This window comes from Metabacillus hrfriensis (genome assembly GCF_030127205.1).
GTDB lineage: Bacteria > Bacillota > Bacilli > Bacillales > Bacillaceae > Bacillus_P > Bacillus_P dongyingensis.
The window spans coordinates 103,330-117,411 of sequence record NZ_CP126116.1; the positions used below are offsets into that span (position 1 = coordinate 103,330).

Below are 14,082 nucleotides of genomic sequence, written 5' to 3' on the forward strand. Positions count from 1 at the left end.
AGCGTACCAAACGTTTTAAATTTTTGAAGTCAGCAACAAATTGAGTCACAAATTTTCTTCGGAGAGTTTGATCCTGGCTCAGGACGAACGCTGGCGGCGTGCCTAATACATGCAAGTCGAGCGGACCTCTTCGGAGGTCAGCGGCGGACGGGTGAGTAACACGTGGGCAACCTGCCTGTAAGACTGGGATAACTCCGGGAAACCGGAGCTAATACCGGATAGTATCTTGAACCGCATGGTTCAAGTTGGAAAGACGGTTTCGGCTGTCACTTACAGATGGGCCCGCGGCGCATTAGCTAGTTGGTGAGGTAATGGCTCACCAAGGCAACGATGCGTAGCCGACCTGAGAGGGTGATCGGCCACACTGGGACTGAGACACGGCCCAGACTCCTACGGGAGGCAGCAGTAGGGAATCTTCCGCAATGGACGAAAGTCTGACGGAGCAACGCCGCGTGAGTGATGAAGGTTTTCGGATCGTAAAACTCTGTTGTTAGGGAAGAACAAGTGCGAGAGTAACTGCTCGCACCTTGACGGTACCTAACCAGAAAGCCACGGCTAACTACGTGCCAGCAGCCGCGGTAATACGTAGGTGGCAAGCGTTGTCCGGAATTATTGGGCGTAAAGCGCGCGCAGGCGGTTTCTTAAGTCTGATGTGAAAGCCCCCGGCTCAACCGGGGAGGGTCATTGGAAACTGGGAAACTTGAGTGCAGAAGAGGAGAGTGGAATTCCACGTGTAGCGGTGAAATGCGTAGAGATGTGGAGGAACACCAGTGGCGAAGGCGACTCTCTGGTCTGTAACTGACGCTGAGGCGCGAAAGCGTGGGGAGCGAACAGGATTAGATACCCTGGTAGTCCACGCCGTAAACGATGAGTGCTAAGTGTTAGAGGGTTTCCGCCCTTTAGTGCTGCAGCTAACGCATTAAGCACTCCGCCTGGGGAGTACGGTCGCAAGACTGAAACTCAAAGGAATTGACGGGGGCCCGCACAAGCGGTGGAGCATGTGGTTTAATTCGAAGCAACGCGAAGAACCTTACCAGGTCTTGACATCCTTTGCCACTTCTAGAGATAGAAGGTTCCCCTTCGGGGGACAAAGTGACAGGTGGTGCATGGTTGTCGTCAGCTCGTGTCGTGAGATGTTGGGTTAAGTCCCGCAACGAGCGCAACCCTTGATCTTAGTTGCCAGCATTCAGTTGGGCACTCTAAGGTGACTGCCGGTGACAAACCGGAGGAAGGTGGGGATGACGTCAAATCATCATGCCCCTTATGACCTGGGCTACACACGTGCTACAATGGATGGTACAAAGGGCTGCGAGACCGCGAGGTTTAGCCAATCCCATAAAACCATTCTCAGTTCGGATTGCAGGCTGCAACTCGCCTGCATGAAGCTGGAATCGCTAGTAATCGCGGATCAGCATGCCGCGGTGAATACGTTCCCGGGCCTTGTACACACCGCCCGTCACACCACGAGAGTTTGCAACACCCGAAGTCGGTGGGGTAACCGCAAGGAGCCAGCCGCCTAAGGTGGGGTAGATGATTGGGGTGAAGTCGTAACAAGGTAGCCGTATCGGAAGGTGCGGCTGGATCACCTCCTTTCTAAGGAAGATATGAGGACGCTTTTGGTTTTTGTTTAGTTTTGAGAGATCATTCTCTCTATGATAGAAGACAAATCATCCGATTTGTCGGTTGTTCTTTGAAAACTAGATAACGTAATTGATAACAAGTAATTCACTGAGATTTACGCTTACCATAATTAGTGATTTTCTAGACATTTATGTCTAAACAAACAACGAAATGCGAAACGCATCTTATGATGCGGTTGACCATTTAGGTTAAGTTATGAAGGGCGCACGGTGGATGCCTTGGCACTAGGAGCCGATGAAGGACGGGACTAACACCGATATGCTTTGGGGAGCTGTAAGTAAGCTTTGATCCAGAGATTTCCGAATGGGGAAACCCACTGTTCGTAATGGAACAGTATCTTTATCTGAATACATAGGATAATGAAGGCAGACCCGGGGAACTGAAACATCTAAGTACCCGGAGGAAGAGAAAGCAAACGCGATTTCCCAAGTAGCGGCGAGCGAAACGGAATTAGCCCAAACCAAGAGGCTTGCCTCTTGGGGTTGTAGGACACTCTATACGGAGTTACAAAGGAACGGGGTAGATGAAGCGACCTGGAAAGGTCCGTCAGAGAAGGTAATAACCCTGTAGTCGAAACTTCGTTCCCTCCAGAGTGGATCCTGAGTACGGCGGGACACGAGAAATCCCGTCGGAAGCAGGGAGGACCATCTCCCAAGGCTAAATACTCCCTAGTGACCGATAGTGAACCAGTACCGTGAGGGAAAGGTGAAAAGCACCCCGGAAGGGGAGTGAAAAGATCCTGAAACCGTGTGCTTACAAGTAGTCAGAGCCCGTTAATGGGTGATGGCGTGCCTTTTGTAGAATGAACCGGCGAGTTACGATCCCGTGCAAGGTTAAGTTGATGAGACGGAGCCGCAGCGAAAGCGAGTCTGAATAGGGCGTTTTAGTACGTGGTCGTAGACCCGAAACCAGGTGATCTACCCATGTCCAGGGTGAAGTTCAGGTAACACTGAATGGAGGCCCGAACCCACGCACGTTGAAAAGTGCGGGGATGAGGTGTGGGTAGCGGAGAAATTCCAATCGAACCTGGAGATAGCTGGTTCTCTCCGAAATAGCTTTAGGGCTAGCCTCAAGTATGAGAGTCTTGGAGGTAGAGCACTGATTGGACTAGGGGCCCTCATCGGGTTACCGAATTCAGTCAAACTCCGAATGCCAAAGACTTGCTCCTTGGGAGTCAGACTGCGAGTGATAAGATCCGTAGTCAAGAGGGAAACAGCCCAGACCACCAGCTAAGGTCCCAAAGTATACGTTAAGTGGAAAAGGATGTGGAGTTGCTTAGACAACCAGGATGTTGGCTTAGAAGCAGCCACCATTTAAAGAGTGCGTAATAGCTCACTGGTCGAGTGACTCTGCGCCGAAAATGTACCGGGGCTAAACGTATCACCGAAGCTGTGGACTGTTCTTACGAACAGTGGTAGGAGAGCGTTCTAAGGGCGTTGAAGCTAGACCGTAAGGACTGGTGGAGCGCTTAGAAGTGAGAATGCCGGTATGAGTAGCGAAAGAGGGGTGAGAATCCCCTCCACCGAATGCCTAAGGTTTCCTGAGGAAGGCTCGTCCGCTCAGGGTTAGTCGGGACCTAAGCCGAGGCCGAAAGGCGTAGGCGATGGACAACAGGTTGATATTCCTGTACCACCTCCTCACCATTTGAGCAATGGGGGGACGCAGGAGGATAGGGCAAGCGCGCTGTTGGATATGCGCGTCCAAGCAGTTAGGCTGAGAAGTAGGCAAATCCGCTTCTCATATAAGGCTGAGCTGTGATGGCGAGGGAAATTTAGTACCGAAGTTCCTGATTCCACACTGCCAAGAAAAGCCTCTAGCGAGGTGAGAGGTGCCCGTACCGCAAACCGACACAGGTAGGCGAGGAGAGAATCCTAAGGTGAGCGAGAGAACTCTCGTTAAGGAACTCGGCAAAATGACCCCGTAACTTCGGGAGAAGGGGTGCTTTTTAGGGTTCATAGCCCTGAAAAGCCGCAGTGAATAGGCCCAGGCGACTGTTTAGCAAAAACACAGGTCTCTGCGAAGCCGCAAGGCGAAGTATAGGGGCTGACGCCTGCCCGGTGCTGGAAGGTTAAGAGGAGAGGTTAGCGCAAGCGAAGCTTTGAATTGAAGCCCCAGTAAACGGCGGCCGTAACTATAACGGTCCTAAGGTAGCGAAATTCCTTGTCGGGTAAGTTCCGACCCGCACGAAAGGCGTAACGATCTGGGCACTGTCTCAACGAGAGACTCGGTGAAATTATAGTACCTGTGAAGATGCAGGTTACCCGCGACAGGACGGAAAGACCCCGTGGAGCTTTACTGTAGCCTGATATTGAATTTTGGTACAGCTTGTACAGGATAGGTAGGAGCCTTGGAAGCCGGAGCGCCAGCTTCGGTGGAGGCATTGGTGGGATACTACCCTTGCTGTATTGAAATTCTAACCCACAGCCCTGATCGGGCTGGGAGACAGTGTCAGGTGGGCAGTTTGACTGGGGCGGTCGCCTCCTAAAATGTAACGGAGGCGCCCAAAGGTTCCCTCAGAATGGTTGGAAATCATTCGCAGAGTGTAAAGGCACAAGGGAGCTTGACTGCGAGACCTACAAGTCGAGCAGGGACGAAAGTCGGGCTTAGTGATCCGGTGGTTCCGCATGGAAGGGCCATCGCTCAACGGATAAAAGCTACCCCGGGGATAACAGGCTTATCTCCCCCAAGAGTCCACATCGACGGGGAGGTTTGGCACCTCGATGTCGGCTCATCGCATCCTGGGGCTGTAGTCGGTCCCAAGGGTTGGGCTGTTCGCCCATTAAAGCGGTACGCGAGCTGGGTTCAGAACGTCGTGAGACAGTTCGGTCCCTATCCGTCGTGGGCGCAGGAAATTTGAGAGGAGCTGTCCTTAGTACGAGAGGACCGGGATGGACGCACCGCTGGTGTACCAGTTGTCTTGCCAAAGGCATCGCTGGGTAGCTATGTGCGGAAGGGATAAGTGCTGAAAGCATCTAAGCATGAAGCCCCCCTCAAGATGAGATTTCCCATCACATTAGTGAGTAAGAACCCTGAAAGATGATCAGGTTGATAGGTCTGAGGTGGAAGCGCGGTGACGTGTGGAGCTGACAGATACTAATCGTTCGAGGACTTAACCACAGTCTAATAAAGTGTAAAACCTGAGTGAAACTTGTTATCATACGTTATTTAGTTTTGAAAGAATAACTCTTTCTAATTGCATATTGTCTGGTGATGATGGCAAAGAGGTCACACCCGTTCCCATGCCGAACACGGAAGTTAAGCTCTTTAGCGCCGATGGTAGTTGGGGGTTTCCCCCTGTGAGAGTAGGACGTTGCCAGGCACGCAAAAAAAAAGAACAGCAGAGATGCTGTTCTTTTTTGTATGAAAAAAATAAAAGGGCAGAGGACCTTTAGAGGGTTGGCGGCTGGAAGCAGGTTTTACTTTTTAGTAAGACTGCACGGATAAAAAGTAATTGGCTGAAAGGGGCATAAAACCGTGCAGAGCACGCATAAATGTTGTTCCAGCGCGTATAACTTGGCCGTGAACGAGCTCATATGCCCGGTGAGTGTGGCATAACATAAATTCTCTTCTAGGAAGGAGACAGGAGACAAAACCAGTGTATGATGGGGATGAGGCTCAAAATAAGAAGAGTAGTTTCAAAATGAGAACAAGTAAAATTAATCATTTATAGCATTTTAAACAGTGCTTCAGCAGTCTGAACTGTGAGGAAGAGATAAACCGCCCTTCTATTAGAAAAAGATATTCCCTTTCATGAATCCTGTTTTTTAGACGTATATATAACGTAACCCTCCATGTTTTTATCCCTTAATTAAAAATTCCTCTAAGCAGCCAGTAAATAAAATGGTGATTCCTGTTTAAAAACGTTTCACTGCCGTTAATAATGGAAATAGATAAATGAGTGGTTATAAGTTGAAAAAAAGTGAACTTCGTTTTATATTAGTGTTAAAGTCAAATATAGTCAAAGTCAAGTTAGGGGGAGGCGGAGTGCGGAATATTTCGGATGTCATTGAACAGTATTTGAAGCAGGTGCTCACTACGAGCGGTAAAGAAATCGTTGAAATCAAAAGAAGCGAGATTGCGGATAAGTTTCAATGTGTGCCCTCACAAATAAATTATGTGATTAATACGCGTTTTACTATTGAAAGAGGGTATATAGTAGAGAGTAAGAGAGGCGGCGGAGGCTACATTCGTATCATTAAGGTGAAATCGAACGATGCTGCCCACTTAATTGATCAGATATTGGGAATTATCGATAGACGGATTTCGCAAACCGCTGCTGAAGATCTTATTTTAAGGCTGGTTAATGAAGAAGTGATTTCAAGACGTGAAGCGAAGATTATGCTGAGTGTAATTGACCGTTCCGTCTTATATATTGATTTGCCGCATAGAGACGAGTTAAGAGCAAGGATGATAAAAGCTATGCTGACTTCCTTGAAATACCGATGAAAGCAGGTGAACAGACTTGATTTGCCAGGAATGCAATGAAAGGCCGGCAACTTTTCATTTTACAAAAGTAGTGAACGGCGAAAAGACAGAGATTCATATTTGTGAACAATGTGCACAGGATAACAGTTCGATGTTTATTGACAACAGTACTGGTTTTTCAATTAATAACTTATTAGCAGGTTTATTAAATATGGAACCTTCTATTTCAAAAACTAAGCAGGATGTTTTTAAGAAAAATGAAGTTTTGCAGTGCAGCAGATGTCAGATGACATTTCAGCAGTTTACAAAAGTCGGCCGTTTTGGCTGTTCGGAGTGCTATCGGACTTTTAATGATCAGATAAATCCTATTTTAAGGAGGGTCCATAGCGGAAACACTGTTCATGCGGGTAAAATTCCTGAACGAATTGGCGGTAGCATTCACGTCCGCAAACGAATAGAGTTATTAAAACAGAATCTTAAAGATTTGATACATCAAGAAGAATTTGAAAAAGCTGCTGAGACTCGAGATGAAATCCGTTCGCTTGAACTGAAATTAAAGAGTTCCAGAGGAGGAGAATCCTGATATGTCACTTCAGCAATTTATCAATCAGGCAATGAGCGCCTGGATGAGCAAGGAAGGACCTGATTCTGACATTGTTCTCAGCAGCAGGGTCAGGCTTGCAAGAAATATTGAGAAATATAAGTTTCCAACGATCGCGTCAAATGAAGAATCACAGGAAATTTTAAGCCTTTTTGAAGAAACTTTTTCGGATAAAAGTGTGAATGAAATTGGCAAGCTTGAAATGCTCAGGATGGAAGATCTGCAGCCCAATCAAAAAAGGGTTTTAGTTGAAAAACATTTAATTAGTCCAAATTTAGCGGAAGATTCTTCTTTTGGCGGATGTTTATTATCAGAAAATGAAGAAGTCAGCATTATGCTGAATGAAGAGGATCATATTCGAATTCAATGTTTATATCCAGGACTTCAGTTAAAAGAAGCATTAAAATCAGCAAGTGAGCTGGATGATTGGATGGAACACGCTGTAGATTACGCATTTGACGAGCAGAGAGGATACTTAACAAGCTGTCCGACAAATGTCGGAACAGGCCTTAGAGCATCAGTTATGATGCACTTGCCTGCACTTGTCCTGACACAGCAGATGAACCGGATAATTCCGGCAATTAATCAATTAGGTCTGGTTGTTAGAGGAATTTACGGGGAAGGCAGCGAAGCATTAGGTAACATCTTTCAGATTTCAAATCAGATTACACTGGGGAAGTCTGAAGACGATATAGTAGAGGATTTGCTGAGTGTTGTCCATCAGCTGATTGACAAGGAGCGTTCTGCACGCGAAGCCTTATATAAAACGTCGCAAATGCCTCTTGAAGACCGTGTGTTCAGATCTCTCGGCACTCTGACATACAGCCGTATAATCGAGTCTAAAGAAGCCGCCAAATGTTTATCAGATGTCAGGCTGGGAATAGACTTAGATATTATTAAAGACATTTCCAGAAACATATTAAATGAGTTAATGATTTTAACTCAGCCTGGTTTTCTGCAGCAATATTCTGGCGGGGCTTTAAGACCGGATGAACGGGATATAAGAAGAGCTTCCTTAATAAGAGAAAGATTAAACCTAGAAATGGTCAAAAGGATGGAGGATGATGAAGTATGATGTTTGGAAGATTCACTGAGCGGGCTCAAAAAGTTCTTGCACTGGCACAAGAGGAAGCAGTTCGACTGGGACATAATAATATCGGCACAGAACATATTCTTCTTGGTCTTGTACGTGAAGGCGAAGGAATTGCTGCAAAAGCATTGACAGCACTTGGCCTTGGTTCAGATAAAATTCAAAAAGAAGTAGAGAGCCTAATCGGGAGAGGGCAAGAAATTTCTCAAACGATTCACTATACTCCGCGGGCGAAAAAAGTCATCGAGCTTTCAATGGATGAAGCAAGAAAGCTTGGTCATTCTTACGTTGGCACTGAGCATATCCTTTTAGGTCTTATCCGTGAAGGTGAAGGTGTAGCAGCAAGAGTTCTTAACAATCTTGGAGTAAGTTTAAATAAAGCACGCCAGCAAGTTCTTCAGCTTTTGGGCAGCAATGAATCAGGATCGGGGCATCAGGGCGGCTCAATGAACAATGCCAATACACCCACCCTTGACAGTCTTGCACGCGACTTGACTGCCATTGCACGTGAAGGCAGCTTAGACCCTGTTATCGGCCGAAGCAAAGAGATTCAGAGGGTCATTGAGGTACTGAGCCGCAGAACGAAAAACAATCCAGTCTTAATTGGGGAGCCTGGAGTAGGTAAAACGGCAATCGCAGAGGGATTGGCTCAGCAGATCGTAAATAATGAGGTTCCTGAAATTCTCCGTGATAAACGAGTGATGACTCTAGATATGGGAACTGTTGTAGCAGGAACGAAATACCGCGGTGAGTTTGAGGACCGTCTTAAGAAAGTGATGGACGAAATTCGCCAGGCTGGCAACATTATTTTATTCATTGATGAATTGCATACACTAATTGGAGCTGGAGGCGCAGAGGGCGCAATCGACGCTTCAAATATTCTTAAGCCATCACTTGCAAGAGGTGAATTGCAGTGTATTGGAGCAACAACTCTTGATGAGTACCGCAAATATATTGAAAAAGATGCTGCTTTGGAACGACGCTTCCAGCCAATCCAGGTTGATGAGCCTACAGCTGAAGAAAGCATCCTGATTTTAAAAGGGCTTCGTGACCGCTATGAGGCTCATCACAGAGTATCCATTACAGATGAAGCGATCGATGCTGCAGTAAAACTATCAGACCGTTACATTTCAGATCGGTTCTTACCAGATAAGGCGATCGATTTGATTGATGAGGCAGGTTCAAAAGTGCGCCTTCGTTCATTCACGACTCCTCCAAATTTAAAAGAGCTTGAAATGAAGCTTGAAGAAGTGCGAAAAGAAAAGGATGCATCTGTTCAGAGCCAGGAGTTTGAAAAGGCAGCTTCATTGCGGGATACAGAACAGCGCCTTCGTGAACAGCTTGAGGAAACGAAGAAAACATGGAAAGAAAAACAAGGTCAGGAAAACTCCGAGGTCACAGTTGAGGATATTGCCATGGTTGTGGCCAGCTGGACTGGAATACCTGTATCACGACTTGCTCAAAAAGAAACAGATAAACTTCTGAACATGGAGCAAATCCTTCATAACCGTGTAATTGGCCAAGACGAGGCTGTTGTTGCAGTTGCGAAAGCCGTACGCCGTGCAAGAGCAGGCTTAAAGGATCCAAAGCGCCCAATCGGTTCTTTCGTTTTCTTGGGACCTACTGGAGTAGGGAAAACAGAGCTTGCACGTGCACTTGCAGAATCTATTTTTGGTGACGAAGATGCCATGATCCGCATTGATATGTCTGAATATATGGAGAAGCATTCTACATCCAGACTTGTCGGTTCACCTCCAGGGTATGTCGGCTATGAGGAAGGCGGACAACTGACAGAGAAAGTGCGCAGAAAGCCTTACTCAGTTGTACTTCTTGATGAGATTGAAAAAGCACATCCGGATGTCTTTAACATTCTCCTTCAAGTTCTAGAGGATGGACGTTTAACAGATTCTAAAGGAAGAACAGTTGATTTTAGAAATACGATTTTAATCATGACTTCTAATGTAGGGGCAAGCGAGCTTAAACGCAACAAATACGTTGGCTTCAATGTACAGGACGAAGCGCAGGATTATAAAGATATGAAAGGCAAGGTAATGAGTGAACTCAAAAAAGCATTCAGACCTGAGTTCTTAAACCGTATTGACGAAATCATCGTGTTCCATTCTCTTGAGAAGAAGCACATTAAAGAAATCGTAACGCTGATGGCGGATCAGTTGATGAAACGTCTAGCAGAGCAGGATCTAGTGCTTGAGCTGACGGATGCCGCTCAGGATAAAATAGCAGATGAGGGATTTGATCCTGAATATGGTGCCCGTCCTCTAAGAAGAGCCATTCAAAAGCATGTAGAAGATCGTCTGTCAGAAGAGCTGCTGAGAGGCACAATCGAGAAAGGCCAAAAAGTCGTACTTGATGTAACGGACGGTGAATTTATCGTAAAAAGCTCTGAGGCAGAAGCAGAGAAAATAAAATAATCATCTTAGGCGAAATAATCATGAGGCATACACTTTTTACGTATGCCTCGATTTCGTTTCTGTGATTCACATCAAAAATAACCATTTCTTATTCAAATAGGTAATCTAGTAAGGAAGGACCGAAATAATGGCTAAAACAAAATCGAAATTCATGTGTCTGACGTGCGGATATGAATCTGCCAAATGGATGGGGAAATGTCCAGGCTGCGGCGCATGGAACACGATGACAGAGGAAATTGTCAAAACAGGAACTGCAAATAGAAGAGTTGCCTTTGCGCACTCAGCTCCAGGTCAAACCGCCAATAAACCTTCACCCATTACAAACATTGAAACAACTCAAGAACCGCGCATTAAAACAAACCTGCAGGAATTTAACCGTGTCCTTGGAAGCGGAATTGTAAGGGGCTCCTTAGTGTTAATAGGAGGAGATCCTGGAATAGGAAAATCAACACTTCTGCTTCAAGTTTCTTCTCAGTTAGCCGACAATGGAAACGATGTCTTATATATTTCAGGCGAAGAATCGGTCAAGCAAACGAAAATGAGGGCTGACAGACTTGGTGTTAAATCTGAAAAGCTCTATGTACTTGCTGAAACAGATCTTGAATTTATTTCAAAAGCGATTGATGAAACGAATCCTGCATTTGTAATCGTGGATTCGATCCAAACGGTTTTTCAAAGTGACATTACATCTGCACCGGGGAGTGTTTCACAAGTGCGGGAATGTACTGCTGAACTGATGAGACTCGCGAAAACAAAAGGCATTGCGATCTTTATTGTGGGACATGTCACGAAGGAAGGGTCCATTGCAGGTCCGAGAATCCTAGAACACATGGTTGATACCGTGCTTTATTTTGAAGGAGAACGTCATCATACGTACCGGATTTTAAGGGCGGTGAAAAACCGCTTTGGCTCTACAAATGAAATGGGTATTTTTGAAATGAAAGAAAGCGGTCTTGAGGAGGTACTGAACCCTTCAGAGATTTTTCTTGAGGAACGTTCAAAAGGTGCAGCTGGCTCAACGGTTGTTGCATCGATGGAAGGAACAAGGCCGGTTCTTGTGGAAATTCAGGCGTTAATCTCGCCTACAAGCTTCGGGAATCCGCGAAGAATGGCAACCGGGATTGACCATAATCGTGTACCGCTGTTAATGGCTGTCCTTGAGAAAAGAGTTGGCTTGCTTCTGCAAAACCAGGATGCCTATTTAAAAGTGGCAGGAGGAGTGAAATTAGATGAACCTGCTATTGATTTAGCAATAGCAGTCAGCATAGCTTCAAGCTTTAAGGACGTACCATCAAAAGCGACGGATATCATTATTGGAGAAGTAGGCTTAACAGGCGAAGTCAGACGCGTTTCAAGAATCGAACAGCGCGTCATGGAAGCAGCCAAGCTTGGGTTTAAGCGTGCAATCGTTCCAGAGGCCAACATTGGGGGATGGACGGTGCCGGGGGACATCGAGGTTGTGGGAGTAAAGAACGTCTCAGAGGCCCTGCAGACTACATTAGGGGGGTAGGACAATGATTGATAAAGAGAAAAAAACACATGAAAAAAGCATGAAAGAAATCTTGCAATTTATTGCTCCGGGGACACCTCTCAGAGCTGGAATTGAAAATGTATTGCGGGCGAAAACCGGAGGTCTGATTGTGGTCGGCTTCAGTGATAAAGTAAAAGAGCTGGTAGATGGAGGATTTTACTTAAACTCTGCATTTTCCCCGGCTCATCTTTATGAACTGGCTAAAATGGACGGAGCTATTATCCTGAGCGATTCGGGCAATAAAATATTATATGCAAATGCTCAGCTTGTTCCAAATGCTTTTATAGGGTCAATCGAAACAGGTATGCGTCACCGTACGGCAGAGAGAGTGGCGAAGCAGACAGGCAATCTGGTAGTAGCCATTTCACAAAGAAGAAATGTTATTACTCTTTATTACGGAGAGCTTCGTTATGCACTGAGAGACATCGGGGTAATCTTAACGAAGGCAAACCAGGCCATTCAGACGCTTGAGAAATACCGCACCGTTCTTGATCAGTCAATCATAAATCTTGGAGCACTGGAATTTGAAGAACTTGTAACATTTGATGAATTGCTGCAGGTGATTCACCGGATTGAAATGGTTCTTAGAATAAAAAATGAAATCCTAAATTATATTAATGAACTTGGAACGGAAGGGCACCTGATCCGTTTACAGCTGAACGAATTGCTGTCAGATATAGAAGAGGAAGCAGCGCTTGTCATTAAAGATTATTGTTTTGATAAAACACTTGATCCTAAATATGTTCTCGATCAATTTCAGGTTCTCACAAATACAGAGCTCTTAGATGACATGGTCCTGCTGAGGCTTCTTGGATATTCAGCACATTTTACCAATCTTGAGGATTTAGTTATGCCCCGGGGCTACAGAGTTCTTAAAAAGATTCCTCGCCTTCCGCCTGTAATAATTGAAAATTTAGTGAACAAATTTACAAATCTGAAACTTATTACGCGTGCAACCGTAGAACAGTTGGATGAGGTTGATGGAATTGGCGAAGTTCGGGCGAAAAAAATTAAAGAAGGTCTGCGCAGGCTGCAGGAGCAACTGCTGATTGATCGTCAAATATAGCGAACTTTTTATGAAACTTTTTGTTTGAACGTTTTAATCCGGCAGATTTAGGTTATATTATTCTTGTTTTTCTTTTTTGGGAAAAGGTATAATCTGTTCTAACATTTCAATCTGTTTACAGCTTTTGAATTTCATATCTTTGGCGTTTTAATTGAATTAAAGTGATTATAATAGATAAAAAGGAGGTGGAGGTATGTTAAAGCGTATTGTGCAGATCTTTTTCCTGTTTCTTGGAGGAACTCTAGGCATTTTCTTTATGCCGGAGCTAATGAGATTGTTAAATCTACAAGACATACCTTTTATTAATTCACCATATGCATTAGCCATTTTAGGAGCAATATTATTCTATATAGCAACGTTCTGGCTTGTCGATTATGTAATTAACTGGGTAAAGCTCTTAGAAGAATCACTGGTAAAGGCACCTGTAACGGATGTTCTATTTGGTAGTTTAGGATTGATTGTCGGACTTATAATTGCCTTTCTTATCGTAAATGTTATTCCGTTTAAAGACATCCAATATCAAGTGTTCAGTACGATTATTCCGATCTTTCTTACACTTTTGCTTGGGTACCTTGGTTTTCAGGTCGGATTCAAGCGGAAAGATGAGTTAATCAATCTTTTCTCTATTTCCGGCAAAATCGGAAAGAAAAAAGGCGCTGGCGAGGAAGAAACAGAAACAGAAGACAAAAAGCTTAAAATTTTGGATACAAGCGTAATTATCGACGGCAGAATTGCAGATATCTGCCAGACGGGATTTTTAGAAGGCACAATTGTGATTCCTCAATTTGTACTTGAAGAACTGCAGCACATTGCCGATTCCTCTGATGCATTAAAACGAAATCGCGGAAGACGCGGACTTGATATCTTGAACCGCATTCAAAAGGAGCTGTCCATTAAAGTAGAGATTTATGAGGGCGACTTTGATGAAATACAAGAGGTTGACAGCAAACTCGTAAAACTGGCCAAGCTTACATCAGGCGTCGTGGTAACAAACGATTTTAACTTAAACAAAGTATGTGAGCTTCAGGGTGTAGCAGTATTAAATATCAATGACTTAGCAAACGCTGTGAAGCCGGTTGTATTGCCTGGGGAAGAAATGAAAGTACAAGTCATTAAAGATGGAAAAGAACATAATCAGGGCGTCGCCTATTTAGATGACGGCACGATGATTGTTGTTGAAGATGGAAGAGATTATATAGGCAAGCACATTGATGTTATTGTTACTAGTGTGCTGCAGACATCTGCCGGAAGAATGATTTTTGCTAAACCCAAGCTGCTGGAAAAAGCATTGTAGGGGAG

General features: G+C 45.0%; 7 protein-coding genes and 3 rRNA genes. All 10 read left to right on the plus strand.

Annotation, left to right across the window (positions count from 1 at the left end; genetic code table 11):
- Window positions 1-55 precede the first annotated feature (55 nt).
- The 10 genes from QLQ22_RS00570 (at window position 56) to QLQ22_RS00615 (ending at window position 14,077) form a co-directional block, all read left to right on the plus strand.
- A 16S ribosomal RNA gene (locus QLQ22_RS00570) occupies window positions 56-1,593 on the plus strand.
- Between the two features lie 234 nt (window positions 1,594-1,827).
- Window positions 1,828-4,758, plus strand: a 23S ribosomal RNA gene (locus QLQ22_RS00575).
- An 86-nt stretch (window positions 4,759-4,844) separates the two neighbouring features.
- A 5S ribosomal RNA gene (gene rrf, locus QLQ22_RS00580) occupies window positions 4,845-4,960 on the plus strand.
- Together the 16S, 23S and 5S rRNA genes form the textbook arrangement of a ribosomal RNA operon.
- A 665-nt stretch (window positions 4,961-5,625) precedes the next feature.
- Window positions 5,626-6,087, plus strand: coding sequence for a CtsR family transcriptional regulator (locus QLQ22_RS00585; RefSeq protein WP_223438914.1), 462 nt, complete (start codon window positions 5,626-5,628; stop codon window positions 6,085-6,087).
- A gap of 16 nt (window positions 6,088-6,103) precedes the next feature.
- Entirely contained in the window at window positions 6,104-6,649 is a 546-nt protein-coding gene (mcsA, locus tag QLQ22_RS00590) for a protein-arginine kinase activator protein McsA (RefSeq protein WP_223438915.1), read from the plus strand.
- Between the two features lies 1 nt (window position 6,650).
- Window positions 6,651-7,742, plus strand: a complete 1,092-nt coding sequence (mcsB, locus tag QLQ22_RS00595; RefSeq protein WP_223438916.1) for a protein-arginine kinase McsB — start codon at window positions 6,651-6,653, stop codon at window positions 7,740-7,742.
- A complete protein-coding gene (gene clpC, locus QLQ22_RS00600) occupies window positions 7,739-10,186 on the plus strand; it encodes an ATP-dependent protease ATP-binding subunit ClpC (protein ID WP_223438917.1) in 2,448 nt (815 codons plus the stop codon). The genes mcsB and clpC overlap by 4 nt, the downstream gene beginning before the upstream one ends.
- Before the next feature lie 127 nt (window positions 10,187-10,313).
- Window positions 10,314-11,696 (plus strand): DNA repair protein RadA, encoded by a 1,383-nt coding sequence (radA, locus tag QLQ22_RS00605; RefSeq protein WP_223438918.1) that lies wholly within the window; start codon window positions 10,314-10,316, stop codon window positions 11,694-11,696.
- Window positions 11,697-11,700: 4 nt separating this feature from the next.
- A complete protein-coding gene (disA, locus tag QLQ22_RS00610; protein WP_284015808.1) occupies window positions 11,701-12,783 on the plus strand; it encodes a DNA integrity scanning diadenylate cyclase DisA in 1,083 nt (360 codons plus the stop codon).
- 193 nt (window positions 12,784-12,976) lie between these two features.
- Window positions 12,977-14,077, plus strand: a complete 1,101-nt coding sequence (locus tag QLQ22_RS00615; RefSeq protein ID WP_223438920.1) for a PIN/TRAM domain-containing protein — start codon at window positions 12,977-12,979, stop codon at window positions 14,075-14,077.
- Window positions 14,078-14,082 lie beyond the last annotated feature (5 nt).

What these genes read in the sequence shown, in the direction of transcription:
- mcsB (WP_223438916.1), top strand. Translation starts at nt 6,651, where the DNA reads ATGTCACTTCAGCAATTTATCAATCAGGCAATGAGCGCCTGGATGAGC.
- clpC (WP_223438917.1), top strand. Translation starts at nt 7,739, where the DNA reads ATGATGTTTGGAAGATTCACTGAGCGGGCTCAAAAAGTTCTTGCACTG.
- radA (WP_223438918.1), top strand. Translation starts at nt 10,314, where the DNA reads ATGGCTAAAACAAAATCGAAATTCATGTGTCTGACGTGCGGATATGAA.
- disA (WP_284015808.1), top strand. Translation starts at nt 11,701, where the DNA reads ATGATTGATAAAGAGAAAAAAACACATGAAAAAAGCATGAAAGAAATC.
- QLQ22_RS00615 (WP_223438920.1), top strand. Translation starts at nt 12,977, where the DNA reads ATGTTAAAGCGTATTGTGCAGATCTTTTTCCTGTTTCTTGGAGGAACT.